Raw genomic sequence first — 24,149 nt, forward strand, 5'->3', positions numbered from 1 at the left:
CACTTACCCTTCATTTTTAATCGTTGTCCCTGTTAATGTATCACTGACAATTTGGACAGATGGAATGCCTGCATGTAGACAAGCAACAGCACCTTGTACTTTTGGAATCATCCCACCGTAAATATGCCCTTCTTCAATCCAACCATTAATGTCTGCTTCCGTTACTTCCTTTTGATACTCATCATAAATGCGAATACCTGCAACATCTGTTACGAGCAGTAAACTTTCTGCTTTCACCGCTAAAGCGATTTCGCTTGCGACTGTATCGCCATTAATATTAAGTGCCTGCCCTTCTGTTGTTGTACCGATACAAGCGACTACTGGTACAATACCCGCTGCTGTTAGTGCATCCAGAAGCGCTGTATTCACATTTGTTACTTCCCCAACAAAACCATACGTCTCTTTGTCTAAATATGTACTCTCTAAAAGGGTACCGTCAAAGCCGTTTAATCCAACCGCTGTAATCCCCGCGGCGTTCAGCTCATGCACAAGTGCTGGATTGACTTTGCCAATTAAAGTCGATTGGACAAGGTCAATCATTTCTGCCGTTGTCACACGTAAACCGTTGACCGTATGCGATTCGATATTCGCTTTTTTTAGCTCCCGGTTAATCGCCGGGCCACCGCCATGTGTAATAATTAACTGATACCCCTCATCTTGCAATGCCTTGAAATTACGAAAGAAGGCCTCATTTAGACCTTCTAACGTACTACCCCCAAGCTTAATCACCATTTTACGAGCGGTATGCTGCGTTGATTTGAACGTAGTCATAAGTTAAATCACACCCCCATGCAAAGCCGTGTCCTTCTCCTACTTCCAACGACACGTCAATTTTCACTTCTTGTTGTTTTAAAATTTCGATTAACTCTTCTTCAGAAAATTTGATTGGCTCGCCCTTTTCTACCATTGTCGCGCCGCCAATTTTAATTGTAATTTTTTCGGGATCGACCGTTGCACCACTATAGCCAACTGCAGCAATAATGCGTCCCCAGTTTGCATCACAGCCAAATACTGCTGTTTTTACAAGTGGTGAACCGACTACTGTTTTCGCAATTTTACGTGCTTCTTCATCTGAAATCGCACCATCAACCTCTACTTCAATTAATTTCGTTGCGCCTTCTCCGTCACGTGCAATCGCTTTTGCTAAATCTTCTGCTACTAAACGTAGTGCTGTATAGAAGTTTTCCCAATCTGGATGTGCGGGTGATAGTGGCTCGTTGCCTGCTAAACCGTTTGCCATCACCACAACTGTATCATTTGTTGATGTATCACCATCTACTGTAATCGCATTAAATGTGACGTTTGTAATTTCTGATAAGGCTTTTTGTAATTCCGCTGATTCAATATTCGCATCTGTCGTAATAAAGCCTAGCATTGTCGCCATATTCGGCTCAATCATCCCAGAACCTTTCGCTGTACCTGATACGATGACTTCCTGTCCATCAATGTTCGTTGCGTAAGCTGTATTTTTCATCACTGTATCCGTTGTTAAAATCGCTTGTGCAAATTCGTTGCCGCTCTCTACATCATTATTTGGTGCTAACATGTCAACGCCTTTTTTCACTGGCGCTAGATTCATAATTTCACCGATTACACCCGTTGATGCTACCCCTACTAAATACGGTTCGATGCCCAGCTTTGCCGCAGCTAAGCTTTGCATTTCATACGCATCTGCAATCCCTTGCTTCCCTGTACACGCATTGGCATTGCCTGAGTTTACAATGATCGCCTGCATTTTCTGGGTATTGTACACGACTTCTTTTGTTACTTTTATCGGTGCAGCTTGCACGATATTTGTCGTAAATACACCTGCGACAGATGCCGGCACTTCACTGACTAAAATCGCCAAATCTTTTTTCCCTTTTTTAATACCGCAATGTACTCCCGCAGCTGTAAACCCTTTCGGTGAAACAACATTACTACTTGATAGTTTCTTTAGTTCAATCGTTGTCATAATATCCTCCTTAAATGAATAGCGGCACGACTTGTAAGCCTGTCGTTTGCGGTAAATTCATTTGTACATTCATATTTTGAATTGCCTGACCAGCAGCACCTTTGACTAAATTATCAATCACCCCGATAATGGTTGCACGGCCTGTTCGTTCATCTAACTTGGCATACACATCACAGTAGTTGGAACCTTTTACACGATTTGTGCCGACTGATCCAGCTTGGTCAATGACACGGACAAATGGGTGATTTTTATATGTTTCTTGTAAACAATTCATTAAATCTGCTTGTGTCACCCCTGGCATTACTTGTGCATAAGACGTCGCTAAAATCCCACGTGTCATCGGTACTAAATGGGTGTTAAATGAAATTTTTGTCTCTACCCCAGCAAACATACTAATTGCCTGCTCAATTTCCGGAATATGTTGATGTTCATTTATTTTATAAATCGAAAATGCTTCGTTCGCTTCGCTAAAATGAGTCGTTTGCGATGGTTTGTTCCCCGCACCCGAAATACCGCTCTTAGCATCAATGACTAAAAAGCTTGGGTCAATTAACTTTTCTTTTAGTAATGGTAAAAGTGATAACAAAACAGCCGTCGGATAACAGCCAGGATTTGCGATTAGTTTCGCTTCTTTAATCGCCGCTTCGTTCCATTCTGTTAAACCGTAAATACTTACGTCGATTGCTTCCTGCGGTGCCGGCTCCTTTTTATACCATTGCTTATAGCTTTCTACATCTTTTAGACGAAAATCACCCGATAAGTCGATTAACTTCGGCCCTTTATCGATTAATGGAGGAAATAAGCTGCTTGAAACTCCCGAAGGCGTACTTGCAAATACCACGTCAAACTCACTTAATACGTCGTAATCAATTTTTTGCAGTGGTTGATCGTTAATATCGATTAAATGAGGAAACTTCGCTGAAAAGACCGTCCCTTCCTCTGATGATGTAAATAATGTTAACTTTTCTACTTCTTTATGATTATATAAAAAACGAATTAACTCTAAACCACCATAACCAGTGGCACCGATAATTCCAACTTTCATTTCCTTCACCTCATAATGGGAAAGACACCATTCATGACACATGATACTTTCCTTTATATATTGTCAATAAACCTTGTTTAAACGATTAAGATAAAAACAGTATAGTGCTGTATAAATATTTAGTCAACTGTATTTTTATATAATCTTAAAATATTCAGAATTAACTTATCGATATGATTTACATTCCTCTTCATGTTCAACTAAATATTTAAGCAATGTAATAAGGAGATATTTCGACAGTCCTTCGAAATATCTCCTTTCACATAATCATTATAGTATGCATATAAGTGTATAAAAATTAATAACTATACAATTTTTTATTTTTTATTCCGTGTGTATCCCTATAGCCTTTATCAACCGAGGAAATTACTCTTCCATCGTTGAAAGATCGCCAGTCGGTAAGTTCAGTTCCCATGCTTTTAGGACTCGGCGCATAATTTTACCGCTACGTGTTTTTGGTAATTTATCTTTAAATTCGATTTCTCGCGGGGCTGCGTGTGCAGAAAGTCCATGTTTAACAAACTCTTTAAGATCTTCCTCTAATTGTTCAGATGGCTCCACACCTTCACGCAATGCTATGAATGCTTTAATGATTTCACCCCGCAACGGATCAGGCTTACCGATAACGCCCGCTTCTACAATATCTGGATGTTCTAATAATTTACTTTCAACCTCAAATGGACCTATACGTTCACCAGCTGTCATAATGACGTCATCAACACGTCCTTGGAACCAGAAATAGCCGTCATCATCCATATAGGCTGAATCACCAGATACATACCATTCTCCTTTTAAAAAATACGAATCATACTTTTCAGGATTATTCCAAATTTGACGCATCATACTTGGCCAACCTTTACGAATCGCTAAATTCCCCATCGTAAACGGTGGTACTTCATTCCCTTGATTATCGACAATTGTTGCATAAACTCCCGGTACGGGTTTCCCCATTGACCCTGGTTTAATGTCCATACTCGGATAGTTACAAATCATATGTCCACCCGTTTCAGTCATCCACCACGTATCATGAATACGGTGCCCCAACGCTTCTACCCCCCAGCGGATTACTTCTGGGTTTAGCGGCTCCCCAACCGATAAAACGTGACGTAGTGATGACAAATCATATCGCTCTAATACACTATGCCCCGCACCTGCAAGCATACGAAACGCTGTTGGTGCACTATACCAAACCGTTACACCGTAATCTTGAATCGCACTATACCAGGCTTGTGGACTGAAACGACCTCCTAAGATTAAGCTTGTTGCACCGTTTAACCACGGACCAAAAATGCCATAAGCTGTACCTGTTACCCAACCTGGATCAGCCGTACACCAGTAAATATCATCCTCATTTAAATCTAGTACCCATTGAGTTGTTTGATATTGTTGCACCATTGCATAATGGACATGTAGTACGCCTTTTGGTGCACCCGTTGAGCCAGACGTGTAATGAAGAACCATGCCGTCTTCTTTGTCAACCCACTCTATATTAAATTTATTGGAGGCAGATTGCATACGTTTATTAAAGTCTACGATTTTATCTGTTTCTTCAATATGATCTCCTACAAGAAAAATCGTTTTTAAATGTGGTAGCTTTTCTACCGGCACTCGTGAAAGTAGTGCTGGGGTCGTCACTAGCGCAACGGCTTCACTATCCAAAAGGCGATCATATACTGCCCCTTCCATAAATGCTTCAAATAATGGACCCACAATAACACCCATTTTTAAAGCCCCTAGTAGTGAGAAATACAATTCAGGCGAACGAGGCATGAAAATAAACATCCGATCCCCTTTTTTCATATCCGTCGCTTCTTTCAACACATTCGCTGCTTTATTTGTGAATAACTTCATGTCATGAAATGAATACGCTTCTTTGCGTACGCCATCATTGTAATAAAGTGCCACTTTATTTTTGCGATATGTTTCTGTATGACGATCAATGGCTTCATAGGCCATATTCACCTTTCCCGTTTCATACCAGCTAAATGCCTTCTCCGTTTCTTGCCAATCATGTGTTATTACTGTTTCCTCATAGCTCGTTAGGCGATGATTCCCCGGAATTGCGGCTAGTTTTTCTAACATTTTCATCCCCATGAAAATTACCCCTTTCTTCGAGAACATATATATATTTTACAATATTAAAACATTAATTAGCAAAATATTTTAAATTTTTAGATTGTTAAGTATTTCTTCACAAATGCTAGCGTATTTTTGCATAAAATCAGTTATAATAGATACATCTTACTGGGGTGGTGTAGAAATGGAACATATTAAAACATTTTACAGTATCACAAAGGAGACTAAACACGGTCCCATCATTGTTGAGGGCCCTGTCCCAGCAGAACAACTAGCCTTGTATACGTTACATGAAGGTTTAATTGCTTTCAGGCCTCCTAAACAACAACACGAAGCATTAATTGGCATCGCAAAGCTGGACGAAGGGCGTATTATTATCGCGCGCAATGGGGATGTAATCGTAGGTTACGTTACATATTTATATCCAGATCCATTGGAACGATGGGCAGAGGACCGAATCGATAATATGATTGAACTTGGCGCAATCGAAGTCATTTCAGATTATCGCGGGACAGGTGTAGGAAAAAAATTAGTTGAAGTCTCCTTTATGGCAGATGAAATGGAAGATTATCTCGTTATTACAACGGAATATTATTGGCATTGGGATTTAAAAGGAACAGGTCTTAACGTATGGGATTACCGCAAAATGATGGAGAAGATGATGAGTACCGCTCATTTTGAGTATTATGCAACAGACGACCCTGAGATTACATCCCATCCAGCGAACTGCCTGATGGCTCGAGTTGGAAAACGCGTCGGTCCCAATACAATCGAGCGATTCGACAGACTACGATTTAAAAATCGATATATGTATTAGTTCATATTTCTAATGGAATAGTTTAAGAGTATTATAAAGTTCACAACATTTATACAAAGGGGAATCGTATATGATTGTTGAAGAAATTATGCAAACTGATGTATGTACACTTAAGCCAACAGATACCGTAAATGATGCTGTCCGTTTAATGCGGGAAAAGAAAATTCGTCACCTACCTATCGTTGACGAAAATGAAACAGTTGTCGGAATTGTCACAGACCATGATATCAAAAAAGCGTTACCATCGTGCTTAAAAGAGGAAGCAAATTCAGTCACGTACGATGCACCACTGGCAGACATCATGGTGAAAGAGCCGATTATCGGTCATCCATTAGATTTTGTAGAAGAAGTCGCTCTCACATTCTATGAAAATAAAATTAGTTGTTTACCTATCGTTTCAGGTGGTCAACTTATTGGTATCGTCACAACAACCGATGTTCTCTATCGCTATATTGAGCTAACAGGGGCAAATCAACCCGCTTCTAAGCTCGATATTCGTGTCACTAATAAGCCCGGTGTGTTACACGAAATTACGAGCGTTATTAGCCAACATAAAGCCAATGTATTAAGCGTGCTCGTTTATCCAGATAGTGAAAGTGACAATACCCGCATTTTAAGTGTTCGCCTACAGGTGATCAATCCTTTAGCTATTATTGAAGACTTACGAAAGAAAGGGTTTCATGTTTTATGGCCAAACCTTCCAGGGGTAAAACTATGAAAAATGCTGTCTTTATTTATTCTCCTGATCAACTAGGCTATAAATTTTCAGACTCGCATCCGTTTAATCATAAACGCTTATTACTCACAATCGATTTATTAAAAAATATCGGTGCACTTTCCGACGATGACATTGTCCCTGCACGTATGGCAACAGATGAAGAAATTGCACTTGCTCACGATGCACAATACATTGATATTGTCAAAAAAGCAGGCCGTGGTGAACTTACACCACAACAAGGTGAAGCATATGGCATTGGAACAGAAGATACACCGATGTTTAAGGACATGCATGAAGCAAGTGCCTTACTTGTTGGTGGGACATTGCAAGCGGTTGACTATGTACTACAAGGGAAATCTCGTCATGCGTTAAACTTAGGTGGTGGATTGCATCATGGGTTCCGTGGTCGCGCATCGGGTTTTTGTATTTATAACGATAGCAGTGTGGCGATTCGTTATATGCAAGAAAAATATGGGTTACGCGTATTATATGTCGATACGGATGCCCATCATGGTGACGGTGTACAATGGGCATTTTACGATGACCCAAATGTTTGTACTTTATCCATTCATGAAACAGGACGCTATCTTTTCCCTGGTACAGGAAATATTACAGAGCGTGGAAATGGCGAAGGTTACGGTACATCCTTTAACTTCCCCATTGATGCTTTTACAGAAGATGACAGCTTCCTCGAAATTTACGAAGCTTCCATGCGCGAAGTATTTGAATTTTTCAAGCCGGACGTAGTGTTAACACAAAACGGTGCCGATGCACATTACTTTGACCCACTTACACATCTATATGGCACCATGAAAATTTATCGTGAAATACCGAAGCTTGCACATAAGCTTGCACACGAATATTGCGATGGACGATGGATTGCCGTTGGTGGGGGTGGATATGATATATGGCGTGTTGTCCCACGCGCTTGGTCACACATTTGGGTGGAAATGACCGATCAACAACATCCGGCAGGTCCACTGCCTCAAGCTTGGCTCGATCGGTGGCAGCCTGAATCACCCGTACCGTTTATCCCAACGTGGGAAGATCCAACTCCATTATATGAGCCGATTCCACGGAAAGCAGAGATCGAAGAAAAGAATGCCCAAATGCTTGCGAAGGCATTGCATATGATTCGCAATGAGAAACGATAAAAAGGTTCCGCCTCAAAATACCTTTGAGGCGGAACCTTTTATTATTGTTTCACTGAATCTCGCATTTCGATGCGGTGTGGTAGAATCACGCTTTGTTGTTCTACCTTCTCTTTATTCATTAATTTCGTCAGTAAGCGCATCGCTACTGCTCCAATATCGTATAAAGGCAAGACAACACTTGATAACTGTGGACGTACCATACGTGCTAATTTAGAGTTTTCAAAACTAATCACTTCTAAATCTGCTGGCACTTGTCTACCTGCATCTTGTGCACCGTGAATAATGCCAATAGCCAATTCATCACTCCCTGCAAAGAAAGCCGTTGGGGCATTATCAAATTGACTTACCTCTTCGTATGCTGCAATGCCGTTATCATACGTATCTTCTTCTGAAACGATCAGTGACTCATCTACTGTTAATCCAGCATCTTCTAATGCTTTTTTATACGCTGCTAGCTTATATTGCGTAACGGTATAACTTTGTGGTGCTGATATAAAGGCAATACGGGTATGGCCATTATCCAGTAGGACCTTTACCGCTTCATATGCCGCCTGATAATAGTCAATATTCACAGAAGGGACTTCTTTCAATTCATCCACTGAACCGGCTAAAACAATCGGCACAGGAGAATGATCCATCGAATCTTGAATTTTTTCTGTCACTCTATCTGTCATCATAACAATACCATCTACTTGCTTTCCGAGCATCGTATCTAAAAGTGTTAGCTCTTTCTCTTCGTTTTGGTCAGAGTTTGCTAAAATAATATTATATCGATACATTGTCGCGATATCCTCGATACCACGTGCTAATTCAGCGTATAAATTATTTGAAATATCCGGAATAATAACGCCTACCGTTGTTGTTTTTTTACTCGCTAAACCACGCGCTACGGCATTCGGCCTATATTCTAATCGCTCGATGACTTCTAAAACCTTTTTACGTGTTGCTGGCTTGACATTTTGGTTTCCGTTTACAACACGGGAGACGGTTGCCATCGATACATTTGCTTCACGTGCTACATCATAAATTGTAACAGTCAATGTATTTGCCTCCTTTATATGCAATGTCTTTACCCCATCATACGATAATTTTCTTGCTTCTTTCAATAAAAAGAGAAGGGTTTCTTCTAAAGAATAAGTAAATTGCTCGGAATTCTGTCAAAAATAATAGCTCGCTTCGCAAATTTCGCGAAACGAGCCTCAAGTAACTACGCTTTAACTTCGTATTTCTTCATGAATTTTAATACTTCTTCATAGAATGCGTCGAATGTTGGGATATCCATTTGTTGCTGCGAATCTGATAATGCTACAGATGGATCTGGGTGTACCTCAGCCATTACACCGTCCGCACCGATTGCAATCGCCGCTTTCGCACATGGTAATAATAAGTCACGACGACCTGTAGAATGCGTCACGTCAACCATTACTGGTAAATGTGTTTCTTGTTTTAAAATTGGTACAGCTGAAATATCTAACGTATTACGTGTTGCTTTTTCATACGTACGAATACCGCGCTCACAAAGGATAATGTTTTCATTTCCTTTTGACATAATGTATTCCGCTGCATGAATGAATTCATCGATTGTTGCCGCTAAACCACGCTTTAATAACACCGGTTTATTTGTTGCCCCTGCTGCTTTTAATAGCTCGAAGTTTTGCATATTACGCGCACCGATTTGAATGACATCAATATAATCTAAAGCATGCTCTAAATCTGTTGGTGTGACGATTTCTGTAATGACACCTAAACCGTATTCCTGTGACACGCGTTTTAAAATTTGTAAACCTTCTAAGCCTAGACCTTGGAAATCGTATGGCGATGTACGTGGTTTATATGCACCACCACGGATTAATTTTAAGCCTTTTGCTTGAATGGACTCTGCTACTGCCGCTACTTGCTCATAAGATTCTACTGAGCATGGACCGAATACAAATGATGGTGCACCAGCGCCAATTAATTCACCATTCACATTAATGACAGTATCTTCTGACTTTTCTTTACGCGAAACGAGTAATTCTTTCTTCTTCTCTGCCTCTAATTGCTTTAATGCCGTTTTGAAAATTTGTTTAAAAATATAATCAACTGTCATTTGATTTAAAGGACCGTTGTTATGCTCTTTAATGAGGTTTAGCATATGGCGTTCGCGTAGAGGATCATAACGATTCACACCTTGCTTTTCTTTAATCTTACCGATTTCATTTACTACTTCTGCTCGCTCATTGATTAAGCGTAAAATTTCTAGGTTTAATCCATCAATCCGACTACGTAAACCCTCTAATTCGTGTTGATTCATCATTCTTTCTCCTCTCCCCTGTACCCTGCTCTTTCAGAACGCTGAAATGTATGATACATTTTAGAATAATAACACTATTATAATAAACAAATACTAGAATGTCACGTCTTTTTAATTTAGCGCTTCAACTCGCTAAAGTATTTTTATTTATATCAAGAAAGGAAGCGGTTTCATTGACAGAAAAATTATTTGCACTTGATATCGGGACACGTTCAGTCATAGGTATCATTTTAGAAGTAAATCAAGATCATTATCATGTGACAGATATTTTAATTAAAGAACATAAAGAACGCGCAATGGTCGATGGTCAAATACATAATGTCCTCTATGTCGCTGAACTCATTACTGAAATTAAAGCACAGTTAGAAAAAAAGCATGGTCCGTTAACTAAAGTAAATGTAGCTGCTGCTGGTCGTTCATTAAAGACAGAACAAGCAAGTGTGACCATTAACATAAAAAATCGCCCAATCTTTACAGAAGAAGATATTGCGCGATTAGAACTACAGGCTGTCCAACAAGCACAGGCACAACTCTTGCAACAAAAAGAGGATGGAAAACTCAATCACTATTATTGTGTCGGTTATTCTGTACTTTATTACCGTTTAGATGGAGAAGAAATTGGTAGTTTGCTCGACCAGCAAGGAGATGAGGCAACAGTAGAAGTCATTGCTACATTTTTACCACGTGTCGTGGTAGAATCCCTACTGGCAGCATTAAAGCGAGCAAATTTAGAAATGGAAGCCTTAACACTCGAGCCCATTGCAGCGATTAACGTCTTAATCCCTTCCACAATGCGCCGTTTAAATGTAGCCCTTGTTGATATTGGTGCGGGTACATCCGATATTGCCATTACCGATAAGAGCACGATTGTCGCTTACGGTATGGTACCAACAGCTGGAGACGAAATTACAGAAGCATTAAGTGATCATTACTTGCTTGATTTCCCTGTTGCTGAAATAGCGAAGCGCCAAATGCATACCGAGGAACAAATTGCGATTCAAGATATTTTAGGATTTGATGAATTTCATCCGCGTGAGGAAGTATTAGCCGCGATTATGCCAGCCATTGAAAATTTAGCTACATCGATTGGTAATGAGATTTTACGTTTAAACAATCATGTGGCACCAAAGGCTGTTATGCTTGTCGGTGGTGGTAGTTTAACACCTAACTTAACAGAAGAGCTGTGTAAAGTATTAAATTTACCTCCAAATCGGGTCGCTGTTCGTGGCATTGATGCGATCCAAAACTTAACAAAAGATGAAGGAATCCCTGTTACACCAGAACTTGTCACACCAATTGGGATTGCGATTGCCGCGAAGAAAGCACCGATTCATTATATGACCATCACGGTTAATGAACAGATTGTACGCCTTTTCGAATTAAAAGAAATGACCGTAGCAGATGCCTTTTTAGCAGCGAATATTCGAGCAAAGCAACTGTATGGTAAACCGGGGCATGGGTTATCCCTTACGGTGAACGGGCAAGATATTTTCATTCCAGGGGAACACGGTCAGCCGGCCACGATTTTAGTAAACGGCGAAGAGGCCTCAACCAAAACACTGATTAAAAGCAGCGACCGCATTGAACTCATTGAAGGAAAAGATGGACAACCAGCAACAGCAACGGTGCGTGATATTGTAGATGGCGCCTCTTCACTATCGATTATCATTCAAGGTACGCCTTATGCAATCGAACCAAACGTATTGGTCAATGGGGAAGTCGCATTAATGGAACAGCAGCTAAAAGACCGGGATGTCATAACGTTTGAAACAGTGAATACAATCGAAGAGGTTTTTCATCATACAAACAATAGCGAATATATACACAAATTAGGAGCATTCTTTGTACATATCGATGGTAAACCAACGATGTTACCGGAGTTTTCAGCACAGTTATTTGTCAATGGTAAGCCTGCTAAGCTACATTACCCGATACAAAACGGGGATCGCATTACGTTTGAACAAGGGATGCTACCAACAGCGCAATTAATTGCCAATTCACTCCATATCAATTTAGAAGATAAAATCGTAGTGACATTCCAAAATGAACGAATCGAGCTCTCGAAAGTAGCACGAGAAGTAGTCGTAAATGGAACAGTTGTACAGCCCAATGCCACTATTTTAAACGGGGTAACACTTCAATTTAAAGAAAAAGATTTAAGTAAATGGATTTATCAAGATGTCTTCCGCTTCTCAAACTGGCAGTTACCAGTTGCCTTTAAAGGGCAGTTTAATATTTTACGCAACGGTGAGCCGTCTAGCTTCGATGCCGAAATCTTTGGTGGGGATGTATTGGCAATTCAGTTAATCGAACAACCAATCTCCTCCATAACATAAAAAAGTAAGGACTTTTCAATAAAAAGGATGGCCAGAAAGTAAAACTTTCTAGCCATCCTTTTATACAAATTAAGATTTAGACGCTTCTGAAACTTTATGATCATGTAAGTCTTCTTGCGCCGTAGCTACTACTTGGCCAATACTTGCTGTCGCTTCTGCAATTGTCTCCTCGACAGCTGCAATCAATTCATCTAGAGGTTCTTCTCCTTCAGCTGACACAGTGCCGTCATCAAAAACAGTTGGCGTTTTAGACGTTTTTGATTTTACTTTGTCGACTAATTGTGTTGACTGCTCTTTTAACTGTTGAGAAAGCTGCGCTGTTTTTTCTTTTGCTGATGCGGATAGCTCTGCGCTCTTATCTTTTAAATTGACGGCTTGATATGCCATATCTCCACGTAATTCACGGCCTGCTTTCGGTGCCAATAATAACCCCGCAGCAGCACCAACAATCCCTCCAACGAGCGCTCCAATGATAAAATCTTTCATATTCACAGACTCTTCGTCCGTATAAATGGATCGATTACTATCCACATAATATACTTGCGGTAAATTTGATGATTCTTTTCCATATTGTTGTTCACTCATAACATACACCCTCTTCACTTATTGTTTATTCTTTTCTTGAGTAGGATTATCTACTACAGCAATATCCTGCTCTTGAATTGTTTTGCGTTGGCGCCACTTATCAGCAATTTCCATCGCCACATTGCTCCACTGCACGACTTGTGCAATCTTTTCTTCATTACGTCCAACTTCTTTCGAAACAGCCGTTGTAATACGTTGAACAGATGTATTTAAACCATTAACAGAATCACCAATTCCTTTAACTGCCTGTACAACGGAATTGAGCTTTTCTGATTTCTCTGAAATATCATCCGCTAATGAATTCGTTTTTGTTAAAAGAGTTGTCGTCTCACGTGTGATCCCTTCCATTTGTCCTTCAATACCTGCCACCGTTGACGCAATATTATTTAACGTATTTTTTAGTGAGAATAATGTGACCCCTACGCTAATACATAACACTAAAAAACCAATTGCTGCAATGAGTGCCGCTATATACAGTACTACTTCCATATGATGACCTCCTATACGTAGTTATGTTTTATGTTCGACAAAATGTAAAAAAATCCTGCATCAATTATTCGAAAAAACATTGATTTAAAATCGCGGCTCTTCACCCAAACGTGTACTTGACCGCACATTCCGTTACGGGCGGACGCTTTCCGCGGGCGAGGTCGAGCCTCCTCGTCGCTCATTCTTCGCTGCTCCTGTCGCTGCGCTTTCGTCGCAAATAAATTTCCTGCGGGGTCTCGGGCCAACATGATGTTGGTCACAAAGGCGTTGTCACAGGACGTGACGGTTTTAGCCTTTGTTCTTCTACAGCTTTTCCCGCTGGAGTCGCCGCCCTTCACTCCATGTGCTTTTAGAATCCTACATTTTTTAATCAAGAACATATTTTAAATCGCTTAGCACTATTTTTGCCAAAAACAGCCTATTCTTTAACGTTAAAGAATAAGCTGTTTTACTAACCTTTGTTACATACTACCTTACTGCTCATTTCACTAAACAACTTGTTCATTTATGCACAATGTTTATATTTTATTCGCCTTTTAACAATTGCTCAAATGCATTCTGGAATTTATGTACGTCTCCTGCGCCCATAAATAAGAATACTGCATCTTTATGTGCTTGTAACACATGAATTTCCTCTGTTTTCAGGATGTCGCTGCCTTCAATGAGATTAGCTAAATCAGCAATTGTTAGGGAACCTGCTTGCTCACGTGCCGACCCAAATATATCACATAAATATACTGCATCCGCTTTCTCTAAGCTATTTGCAAATTCTTGCAAGAACGCTTGCGTACGTGTAAATGTATGCGGTTGGAAAACAGCGACAATTTCACGATCTGGATACTTTTGACGAGCTGCTTGTAGCGTTGCCGAAATTTCTGTTGGATGATGTGCATAGTCATCTACCAATACATTATTCCCTATTTTTGTTTCCGTAAAACGTCTTTTTACACCGCCATACGTATTTAATCGCTCTTGTATAAGTTCGGCTGGAATCCCTTCATAATGACATAGTGAAATAACTGCTAACGAGTTTAATACGGCATGGTCACCATAAAGTGGAATAAAGAACTTATGATAAAACTCATTGCGTACATACACTTCGAACTCTGTACCTTCTGTCGTTTTGACAATATTACGTGCAGCAAAATCATTTTCTGCTCCAAAGCCATAATAGACAACCGGTACATTCGCTTGAATTTTTTGTAGTTGTTCATCATCACCACATGCAATAATTGCTTTTTTCACTTGTAAGGCGAGTTCTTGGAAAGCGCTGTATACATCATCGATATTTTTAAAATAATCCGGATGATCAAAATCAATATTAGTCATGACTGCATAATCTGGGTGGTACGCTAAAAAGTGGCGACGGTACTCACATGCTTCCATAACAAAATAGGCTGCATCTTGTTTACCTGAACCCGTGCCATCACCAATTAAAAACGATGTCGGCATATATCCACCAATGACATGACTCATCAAACCAGTTGTGGATGTTTTACCATGTGCACCTGTAATGGCAATAGATGTATATCGACCGATATAGTCCCCTAAAAATTTATGATAGCGAATGACTTCTACACCTATTTCACGTGCTTTCACTAACTCTGAATGGTCATCTGGAAAGGCATTCCCAGCAATGACTGTCATTCCTTCTTGAATATTATTTTCATCGAATGGTTTAATTGTTATATTCCGGTCACGTAAAGGCTGCTCAGTGAAATAATACGTTTCTACGTCTGAACCTTGTACTTGCTCGCCTGCATCAAATAAAATTTGCGCTAACGAACTCATTCCAGAGCCTTTAATACCTGTAAAATGATAAAGTGTCATGTTGAAACCTCCTAGGAGTACGATACTCACAATAAATATTATGGGATAAAAGAGACACATCTCAAACAAAATAAATCAAGATTATGTCATATGCGGAGAAATATAAAAATTATACGTTCCGATTCACTAAAAAAAGATATTACAATCACTTCACCGCATTGTGTAGCAATGAGCTTGCTCTCGCAGTTAATGGTCGTCTCATAAATTTACAGACAAATTTTGATACATAGTCTTCGCTTCTTTACGAACCGAAAAAGCCTGTTCTATTATAGCACTTTTGGTAACAAACGCTATTTAAACAACTTTTCAAATTTTTCGCAAATTAAATTGTACTATTTATCACTGTACATATAAGCATTCAAGCTACTTAAAATTCTTAATGAGTAAATAAAAAATAATATATTACCATTTAGGTAACCGTTGCTTTCCGCTGCAGCACTCGCTTTCCACGGGCGAGATCAAGCCTCCTCGTCGCTCATCCTTCGCGCCTGCGGGGTCTTGATTGTCTCGCTTTTCCCGTAGGAAGCTTTGCTCTGTAGCGAAAGGCGTATGCCGTCAGCTACACTCTCGTGCCTCCGCTACAAGCAACTATTGTTCAATATAATAATCAGTTGCTAAAACTAAAGAAAGATGCTCATTCATTACGGTAGAGGCTGGGCAATTATAGTTGCAAATAGAAAGAAATTGATTTCTTTTAGAGAAGAGAACTGTTTTTCTAGTATATCGAGAAGTATTCGCTTTTTGCCGTAGCGCGCCATAGCCACAGGAGCCGGAACAGGAGATCCAAACAGGCCACGCCTGTTTTAGCTCCTGTGTAGGCTGTGGCAAAGCGCGGAGGCTACGATACTACTTTCTTTTAATACCTATCACTATCTAATTGGTATTTTTAGGATGTATTTTTGCTCATTACGAGTTAAAAATTACTAATCATTATCTTATCAGTAAAAAGACTACTTACAAAGACACATCTCGACCAAAACAGGTCGAGATGTTGGCCTTTTACTAAAAAACCGTGCATCATACACTATTCGAACATCGAAATAATCTCTGATTCCGTAATGAATACTTCCCTCGGCTTGCTACCTCTTTGTTCCGATACAAATCCATGTCGCTCAAGCATATCAACCAGTCTAGCAGCTCGATTATAACCGATTTTATAACGGCGTTGAATCGATGAAGTAGAGGCTGTTCCTTGTTCAAATACGTAACGACAAACTTCCTCAAATAACTCATCTTGCTCATCCGTAACTTCAGCTTTTTTAAGCAGTTCATCATGTTGGAAGAAATACTCTGGCTCTCCTTGCGTACGAACATAAGTAATGATTTCCTCAATCTCGTCATCCGTTACAAAGGTTCCTTGTAAACGTACTGGGGCTGGCATACCGTTTCCTAAATACAGCATATCTCCTCGACCAAGTAAGCGTTCTGCACCTTGCATATCTAAAATTGTACGCGAATCAACAGCAGAAGATACCGCAAATGCAATACGAGTAGGAATATTTGACTTAATTAAGCCTGTAATGACATCAACAGACGGACGTTGTGTTGCCACAATTAAGTGAATACCACAAGCACGTGCCTTTTGGGCAATACGACAAATGGCTTCTTCCACGTCAGCTGGTGACATCATCATTAAATCGGCAAGCTCATCAATGACAATTAAAATATACGGGAGCTTTTGGGCATGTTGGCCTGCTTTTTCAGCTTGTTGATTAAAACGCGTTAAATCACGTACACCGGCATGCATAAATAACTGATAGCGGCGTTCCATCTCTTCAACGGCCCATTTCAGTGCAGCGGTTGCCGCCTTGACATCTGTAATAACGGGACTCACTAAATGCGGAATATGATTAAACGGCGCTAACTCAACCATTTTTGGATCAATCAGCATTAATTTCAATTCATGCGGTGCTGCCTTATAAAGTAAGCTTACAAGAATCGAGTTAATACAAACAGACTTCCCTGAGCCTGTTGCACCAGCAATTAATCCATGCGGCATTTTTCGTAGATCAATCGTCACTGGTTGCCCTGTTAAATCTAGCCCTAATGCGGCTTCTAATGGCGAATCAGACGTTTGGAATCCTTCGCTATTCGTCACTTCAGACAAACGGACTGCTCGAGATACACGGTTTGGAATTTCAATACCGATCGAATGCTTCCCTGGAATTGGTGCATCAATACGGATATCTCGTGCCGCTAGTGCTAGCTTAATATCATCTGCTAAGCCGCGCACTTTACTCACTTTCGTACCATGTGCCACCGTAATTTCAAATTGAGTTACTGCTGGCCCCTGTACAATAGAAACAATTTCCGCTTCGATATGGAAATACGACAGCGCTTTAATTAAGCGCTCTCCTTGTTCATCCATCCAAGCCCAGTCTTCCGTCTTTTCTTCCGGCGGCACTAAAAAGTTTAGCGGCGGCTTTTCATAATGACGGCTGAACTTAGGGGGTGATTCAAATTCAGATTCAAGTTCGAATTGCATTTCATTTTGCTCACTTACAATCACTTTTTGCTCGGACACACCATTATTCTGCTCCATTGCAAGTTCATTTTGAACGGGTGGAACTATGTTTTGCTCGTTCGACGGCTTTTGCTCACTCACATTCATTTTTTGCTCGAATACAACGGCATTTTCATCCATTACCCACTCGTGTTGCTCAGTTTGGATTGCATTTTGCTCGGTCGACGGCTTTTGTTCAGGTACAAGGTTATGTTCCTCGATCATACTATCGTTCTGTTCACTTACCTCTACAGTATGCTGAATTTCGTTATTTTCCACTTCACGTTCTAAAACGGCAACCGCACTGTCACTTAATTGCGTACTCGTTACTACTTCATGAGCAATAGATGGCTCACCAACTGTTAGTGTATGATTTTTTATGACTATATCTGTTTCAGTCGTTGCCACACTTTCAGCCATTGCCTCCTGATTCATTTCCATATTAGCAGGCTTTTGCTTTTTCAATTGCTCTTGCAAAATTTTCTTTGCTAGTAACTTTTCCTTATCGGATTTTAACATAAGTACGTTAAATGGTAATCGACTGCCTGTTGATATTGTTTTCGATTCCTCCGTTTGTACTTGTACAAACTCATTTTGTTGGGCTTGTTCTACATGTAGCTGTCCAATATGAATGGTCGAGTTTTCAATCGTTAAATGCTTCACCTGCATATCTGATAACGGATCTTCATGCTCTTTTGCAACAATAGCCTCTTCCTTCTCTTTAGCTATCCTGTCGAAATCATGTTCTTCGTGAGATGTCAAAGCTGGTTCGATCATACTATCAGCTACTACCGGTTCAGATTCCTCTATCGACTGTCTACTTACTGACGATTCAGTAGTATGGATCTCTACTTCCTCTTGAGCTTCTCCTTCTATGAACGGCTTCTGCTCACTTAGAACATGCTCCACTTTGTCTTGCTTCGCTTCCTCCACTTCCATTTGTTTTTCAGCCATTAATTGCTCTATAGGCTTTGGCTTTTGGAAGCCATAAACAGGTGATGGTACATCCGTTGGCACGAAGCGTTTGCGACTTTCAAGCGGGTTGGTAAACTCCCGATTAACAGGCTTCTCTTCGCGCATCGGTTTTTTTGTTAAAAATTCCTTTTCATCTTTCGTAACGGAAATTTTGCGAGGTGCTGGTACAGGGCGACGCAATACATTCGAATGACCTGTACGCTTTTGACGACGTTCTAACAATCCCCTAATCCCTTGTACCTCAACATCATATATTTGAGATGTTGTGTGTTGTAAATGCTTTGGTAACTCCAGCTCTCTCTCTTCTGAAGAAGTATAGGGTTGTTGCTCACGAGCTACACGCTCTTGTTTCGGTGCTTGATGGACGATTTCATTATCCGAAATGAGTGGAAAACGAAATGCTGATTTTGACTTTTTTGGTTGCTCTTCTTCAAAATACGGCTCATCTTGCTCTTCATAGTATTCTTCATATTCTTCTACTTGCTCTATATCATCTTTAAATAGTTTGTTAAATTTATTTTTAAACCAATTCATCTACGCTCACTTCTTTCTAATTAAAGCCTAACTATTTTATTATAAGACATATTTGGGTTACATACTGCAAAAAAACCGTGTTTTGCACAAAATACATATAATAGCTTGCGCCAAAATACATATAACGTAAGAAAATTTTGTCATAAAAAGCATATCATAATATATTTCTAAAAGAAAAAGCTAGTACAGTAAAAAAATACCTGCACTAGCCTTGTAATTATTTAGTTGGTGCTACAAAAGCTGAACCTACTTCTGCATCTTCTTCTAATACTAAAATACCTTTCACTTCTGGTGCACCTGGAATCGCTAGCTCACGTGCTGAACAAAGCATCCCGAATGAATCAACGCCACGTAAGTTACCTGCTTTAATAAGTAAACCTGATGGCATGACAGCACCAATTTTCGCTACAACTACTTTTTGACCTACTTCCACATTTGGTGCACCACATACAATTTGTAATGTGTCGTCGCCAACATTTACTTTACAAACACTTAATTTGTCAGCATTTGGATGTTTTTCCTTTTCCTCTACATAACCAACAACAAATTTTGGAGAGAAGTCTACATCTAGCGAAAGATCAGCGCCATTTTCGTCAATAGCCGCTTTTAATTTCTCTACTAGTTCAGGTGTCACTTCCACATTTCCTTGTACGTCAAGTGCTACATATTTGCTAGCATTAAATAAATTAAAGCCCTTTACTTCCCCTGTTGCTTCTTCTTTTAAAATGACAATATCGCCTTTTTTCTCTACAACTGTTTTTACAATGGATTCAGTTGCTAATTGGACTAATAATACGTCACCAACGTATTGTTTGTTATAAGCTACATTCATTTCTTTTCTTGCTCCTTTGTTACTTTGTTTTTTGCTAAAATAAACATTGGCTCGAGCTTGCCGTCCTCATAAACGAACGACAGCGAGGTGATTGGTACAGTGCCAACCGTGAAATAATGCATTGTTAACTGCGCTAATACATCATACCCTACTTCTGACCGAATATCACCTATAATTAGCACATCTTGGTGTGGCACAGATACGGTCATATCCCCCTCAATCTTTTGACGCATCTCCTTGAGGAACGCTTCATTTAAAATGCGACTCGCATCATAACCATCATTATGATTGACAAAATAAAAAATACTGCCTGCTACTTCATCACGCTTGACATCAGTTCGTAATTTCTTTACAGAAAAACGGGCTGCCTCACGTACTTGTTCTACTGTGACGCCTAATTTCACTAACATGGATTCATCGATTAAACGATAGGTTGTCCCCATGTCTAGCGCATAAAAAATGCGTGTTTCCGCCGTATGCTCTGTTGTCACAAACGGACTACCTTCTTTTGAATTTCTCGGGAATGAAGCGGAACGAATAATGGGATACACTTGGGCTAATCCTTCAAACCCTTCTGCTTGCTCACGTTCCATCGCTTTAAATGTTTGTTCAATCGTATAAACAACGTCAACAATCGCTGCGTCTTTCTTTTGTGCATATTTTGCTAAAATTTCTGGCAATGAAATATTCATGCCGCGCCCAAGTATTTTATGCTCTAAACGTACTTGATCTTTCTCTTGATCAAATGCCCAGTCGAACTGTCCTTCGCCTAGTCGCTTTTTTAACTCTGTTACTAATTGTGAGGATTTCAAACAATCACTTCCTTACATAGAAATAACGGCTCACAACAGTGAACCGTCACGTGTATTTACATACTATTGTATCAAAAATGATGCCCTTTGTACGATTATTGCACTTGTACAGAACGGACAATTTCCATCATTTCCGTTAATTTCTCATCGATTTTTTTATTGGCTGAAATCGTTGTCATTTTTACGCCACCACTTGACACAACAAGCTCATACTCTTTTTCGCTATGTTCAATGACCGCCGTAAAACCAAAGGCTTCTTCAAATTCAAATGTCTCTTTTTCTATCACTTTTAAAGTGGAATCATTGATTAAATTCTCGTAATGCAAACGACTATCTTCTGCTTCAATTGTATTAACGAATAAAATAAATGAATCTTTTCCTTTGGAGAAAATATAATTCATTTCATTCGCCCCTTCTTCTACTTTATAACCAGTTGGTAAATAGACGTTAATTTTACCAATCTCAGTTGTCGGCTGTACCGACTGCGCTTCAAAAGTTGTCGCTGCGAGTGAAACGCCTTCTGTAATTTGTTCCTCTACCGTTTTTCCACAACCCGCTAATACTAGTAACATTAAACTTATCCCAATTAAATGAATCCATTTCCGATTCACCATACTCCCTCACTTTCGTTATTTATTTTAAAATTTTTACTTATTAAAACGCAAAAATGATGCTTACTGTTTCAAATAATAGAGTACTTGACCAATTAGAAGTGTAACAATATGTTCAAACATTGCTTGGCGATCAACTAGTCCGTCTGTAAAAATGCCGATTGCCCCTGCGTGATGGCGAGTATCCTTTGTTTTTGTAAAGGTATCCATGACAGGGCCAAGCTCTTCTCCAGCACGCAACTTTACAGCAATTTCTTCAGGTAACATAAAAGAAGCACCGGAACTTGAAATAACTGTTCCGTTCTTTAATGCCACCGCCCCCCAGTTACAACAATACATGTTACCGTCTATTTCATAAACGCCACCTTCTAAACCGAAGCTCAGATCTGCATTGGTCACTTGACGTGTATTAAGCGCACGATTAATGGCACCTTGTCGTGTTTCAGCATCTGAAAATGGTTGTTCAGACACACCCGATGGTACACTGACATATTCAAATACACTATTGTCAAAGTATTGAGCCGCAATTGCTTCAACTGCCGCTGTTTTCGCTTTATTTTTAGTTCCAATCGCTATTAACAAGCCGTTCATCTCCATGCATTTTTATATTACATTTTAGGCTCTTCACCAAAACATGTACTTGACCGCACATTCCGTTACGGGCGGACGCTTTCCGCGGGCGAGGTCGAGCCTCCTCGTCGCTCATTCTTCGCTCCTGCGGGGTCTCGACTTTCTCGCTTTTCCCGCAGGAAGCTTTGCTCTGTAGCGAAAGGCGAATGCCGTCAGCTACACTCGCCGCCCTTCACTCCATGTACTTTTAGATTCCTACCTTTTTTAATCAAGAACATAGTTTGATATTGAATCGCATTTTAAGGTGTATATTTAATTACATTTACATTGGCTACAATTTCCTAGCTTTTGTAAAGAATAAAGTTAACTTATACATACAATCGTTTCTTGTGAATTACATCACTTTGACTATTTTAACTGCAAAAAAGATGCCCTTCAAGTGGGCATCTTTTTTGTGTATGAAAATTATGGATATTTCTCTAAAATTCAGGTACGTAAATTAAAACTTTTCTGAAGAGATACAAATCCTCATTGTATTCATACTACATTTTTTCATAGCTAAGTAAAAGATCCCCCCCACAGCTAGTTATGTTATACATTCGAGCGAATGGAGTCGATTGTAGATTGATCTGCTGATTGTACAAGCTTTACTAATAATTCTTTCGCAGCGGCATAATCATCCACATGGATGATAGAAGCTGCCGTATGAATATAACGGGAGCAAATACCAATAACAGCTGATGGAATACCGTCGTTCGCCGTATGCACACGCCCTGCGTCTGTGCCGCCTTGCGAGACAAAATACTGATAGGGAATATGATTCGATTCAGCTGTATCTAAAATAAATTCACGCATGCCACGGTGCATGACCATCGTTGGATCATAAATCCGAAGCAATGGTCCTTTTCCAAGCTGACCGAATTGCTTTTTATCACCGGATATATCATTAGCTGGTGAAGCGTCTAAAGCAAAAAATAAGTCTGGTTTAATCATATGAGCTGATACTTGAGCGCCACGAAGACCTACTTCCTCCATCACATTCGCTCCTGAGTACACATGACTTGACACTTCTTGATCTTTTAGTTCCTTTAATAGCTCAATCGCAAGCCCACAACCATAACGGTTATCCCATGCTTTGGCCATAATCTTTTTCGGGTTTGCCATTGGTGTAAATGGGCAAACTGGCAGAATCGATTGTCCTGGACGTACACCTATCTTCAATGCATCTTCTTTACTATCTGCACCAATATCAATCAGCATATTTTTAATATCCATCGGTTTCGCGCGCTCTGCATCCGTTAAAAGATGTGGTGGGATGGACGCAATAACACCTGGAATTTCACCGTCTTTCGTGTACACAATCACGCGTTGCGCCAACATTACTTGGTTCCACCAACCGCCAAGCGTTTGGAAACGAATCATGCCGTTATCAGTAATCGAAGTAACCATAAATGCTACTTCATCCATATGACCAGCTACTAAAATTTTGGGTGCATCTTGCTTTTGTGCATAACGTACACCAAAAATACCACCTAAATGATCTTGGACGATTTCATCTGAATATTTCTCAAGCTCAGACCGCATAAAATTGCGTACTGCACGCTCATCACCTGGGGCACCCGGAAGCTCAGTCAACGTTTTAAACAGTTGCATTGTCTCTTGATTCATTTTGTAGACAACTCCTCATCGTTAATATGTACTTTTATTATAACACACCCCCTTTATATTTCGTAATCCGAACAAAATGTAGTAGTTACAATGCTATAGAAAATATTACCAACAGGCTCGCAATGCGCAAAAATACACCCTAAAAATATCAAGTGAATAGTAAAAGATATTAAAATAAAGTGTAATCATAGCCTCCGCGCTTTGCCACAGCCTACACAGGAGCTAAAACAGGCGTGGCCTGTTTGGATCTCCTGTTTCGGCTCCTGTGGCTATGGCGCGCTACGGCAAAGGTGAATACTTCTCGATATTCTAGAGAAACATTTCTCTTTTCTAAAAGAAATCCTTTT

The 24,149-nt window shown here is 39.9% G+C and carries 19 protein-coding genes; 4 read left to right on the plus strand and 15 right to left on the minus strand.

Annotated elements, in window-relative coordinates; all coding sequences use genetic code 11:
* Window positions 1-3: 3 nt before the first annotated feature.
* The 4 genes from argB to acsA all read right to left on the minus strand — a co-directional run bounded on the left by argB (window position 4) and on the right by acsA (window position 5,093).
* Window positions 4-771 carry an acetylglutamate kinase gene (gene argB / locus AC3II9_RS12215; RefSeq protein WP_489155799.1) on the minus strand — a complete coding sequence of 256 codons (768 nt, stop codon included), beginning with the start codon at window positions 769-771 and terminating at the stop codon, window positions 4-6.
* Window positions 734-1,954 carry a bifunctional glutamate N-acetyltransferase/amino-acid acetyltransferase ArgJ gene (argJ, locus tag AC3II9_RS12220; protein ID WP_489155801.1) on the minus strand — a complete coding sequence of 407 codons (1,221 nt, stop codon included), beginning with the start codon at window positions 1,952-1,954 and terminating at the stop codon, window positions 734-736. Before argJ ends, argB begins: the two co-directional genes overlap by 38 nt.
* A 10-nt stretch (window positions 1,955-1,964) precedes the next feature.
* Window positions 1,965-2,999 (minus strand): N-acetyl-gamma-glutamyl-phosphate reductase, encoded by a 1,035-nt coding sequence (gene argC / locus AC3II9_RS12225; protein ID WP_489155802.1) that lies wholly within the window; start codon window positions 2,997-2,999, stop codon window positions 1,965-1,967.
* A 366-nt stretch (window positions 3,000-3,365) separates the two neighbouring features.
* Window positions 3,366-5,093: an acetate--CoA ligase gene (gene acsA, locus AC3II9_RS12230; RefSeq protein WP_489155804.1), complete on the minus strand. Its 1,728-nt coding sequence runs from the start codon at window positions 5,091-5,093 to the stop codon at window positions 3,366-3,368.
* A 166-nt stretch (window positions 5,094-5,259) separates the two neighbouring features.
* Between acsA and AC3II9_RS12235 the strand changes: the two genes are divergently transcribed.
* The 3 genes from AC3II9_RS12235 (at window position 5,260) to AC3II9_RS12245 (ending at window position 7,764) form a co-directional block, all read left to right on the plus strand.
* A complete protein-coding gene (locus AC3II9_RS12235) occupies window positions 5,260-5,892 on the plus strand; it encodes a GNAT family N-acetyltransferase (protein ID WP_489155806.1) in 633 nt (210 codons plus the stop codon).
* 70 nt (window positions 5,893-5,962) lie between these two features.
* The gene (locus AC3II9_RS12240; protein ID WP_489155808.1) at window positions 5,963-6,610 is read left to right on the plus strand and encodes an acetoin utilization AcuB family protein; all 648 of its coding nucleotides are present in this window, start codon (window positions 5,963-5,965) and stop codon (window positions 6,608-6,610) included.
* Window positions 6,607-7,764 carry an acetoin utilization protein AcuC gene (locus tag AC3II9_RS12245; protein ID WP_489155810.1) on the plus strand — a complete coding sequence of 386 codons (1,158 nt, stop codon included), beginning with the start codon at window positions 6,607-6,609 and terminating at the stop codon, window positions 7,762-7,764. Before AC3II9_RS12240 ends, AC3II9_RS12245 begins: the two co-directional genes overlap by 4 nt.
* Window positions 7,765-7,805: 41 nt before the next feature.
* Here AC3II9_RS12245 and ccpA read toward each other — a convergent pair whose 3' ends face one another.
* Both ccpA and AC3II9_RS12255 read right to left on the minus strand, forming a co-directional pair.
* Entirely contained in the window at window positions 7,806-8,804 is a 999-nt protein-coding gene (ccpA, locus tag AC3II9_RS12250; protein WP_489155812.1) for a catabolite control protein A, read from the minus strand.
* A gap of 167 nt (window positions 8,805-8,971) precedes the next feature.
* Window positions 8,972-10,057, minus strand: coding sequence for a bifunctional 3-deoxy-7-phosphoheptulonate synthase/chorismate mutase (locus AC3II9_RS12255; RefSeq protein ID WP_489155813.1), 1,086 nt, complete (start codon window positions 10,055-10,057; stop codon window positions 8,972-8,974).
* Window positions 10,058-10,230: 173 nt separating this feature from the next.
* On the opposite strand from AC3II9_RS12255, the gene pilM reads away from it, so the two are divergent.
* Window positions 10,231-12,393: a pilus assembly protein PilM gene (gene pilM, locus AC3II9_RS12260; protein ID WP_489155814.1), complete on the plus strand. Its 2,163-nt coding sequence runs from the start codon at window positions 10,231-10,233 to the stop codon at window positions 12,391-12,393.
* 69 nt (window positions 12,394-12,462) lie between these two features.
* Here pilM and AC3II9_RS12265 read toward each other — a convergent pair whose 3' ends face one another.
* The 9 genes from AC3II9_RS12265 to AC3II9_RS12305 form a co-directional block, all read right to left on the minus strand.
* Complete coding sequence (locus AC3II9_RS12265) at window positions 12,463-12,978, minus strand: YtxH domain-containing protein (protein WP_489155816.1); 516 nt, start codon at window positions 12,976-12,978, stop codon at window positions 12,463-12,465.
* Window positions 12,979-12,996: 18 nt separating this feature from the next.
* Window positions 12,997-13,467, minus strand: a complete 471-nt coding sequence (locus tag AC3II9_RS12270; protein ID WP_489155818.1) for a DUF948 domain-containing protein — start codon at window positions 13,465-13,467, stop codon at window positions 12,997-12,999.
* Between the two features lie 525 nt (window positions 13,468-13,992).
* A complete protein-coding gene (murC, locus tag AC3II9_RS12275) occupies window positions 13,993-15,297 on the minus strand; it encodes a UDP-N-acetylmuramate--L-alanine ligase (protein ID WP_489155820.1) in 1,305 nt (434 codons plus the stop codon).
* 1,024 nt (window positions 15,298-16,321) lie between these two features.
* The gene (locus AC3II9_RS12280) at window positions 16,322-19,309 is read right to left on the minus strand and encodes a DNA translocase FtsK (RefSeq protein ID WP_489155822.1); all 2,988 of its coding nucleotides are present in this window, start codon (window positions 19,307-19,309) and stop codon (window positions 16,322-16,324) included.
* 217 nt (window positions 19,310-19,526) lie between these two features.
* Window positions 19,527-20,141, minus strand: a complete 615-nt coding sequence (ytpR, locus tag AC3II9_RS12285; RefSeq protein WP_489155824.1) for a YtpR family tRNA-binding protein — start codon at window positions 20,139-20,141, stop codon at window positions 19,527-19,529.
* Window positions 20,138-20,953 carry a DUF1444 family protein gene (locus AC3II9_RS12290; protein ID WP_489155826.1) on the minus strand — a complete coding sequence of 272 codons (816 nt, stop codon included), beginning with the start codon at window positions 20,951-20,953 and terminating at the stop codon, window positions 20,138-20,140. Before AC3II9_RS12290 ends, ytpR begins: the two co-directional genes overlap by 4 nt.
* A gap of 95 nt (window positions 20,954-21,048) precedes the next feature.
* Window positions 21,049-21,564 (minus strand): hypothetical protein, encoded by a 516-nt coding sequence (locus tag AC3II9_RS12295; RefSeq protein ID WP_489155827.1) that lies wholly within the window; start codon window positions 21,562-21,564, stop codon window positions 21,049-21,051.
* Window positions 21,565-21,627: 63 nt separating this feature from the next.
* On the minus strand, window positions 21,628-22,146 hold the full coding sequence (locus AC3II9_RS12300; protein WP_489155829.1) for a DUF84 family protein: 519 nt from the start codon (window positions 22,144-22,146) through the stop codon (window positions 21,628-21,630).
* Between the two features lie 579 nt (window positions 22,147-22,725).
* Window positions 22,726-23,802, minus strand: coding sequence for a M42 family metallopeptidase (locus tag AC3II9_RS12305; protein ID WP_489155830.1), 1,077 nt, complete (start codon window positions 23,800-23,802; stop codon window positions 22,726-22,728).
* Window positions 23,803-24,149: the final 347 nt, after the last annotated feature.

This window comes from Lysinibacillus sp. RU7, assembly GCF_057837305.1.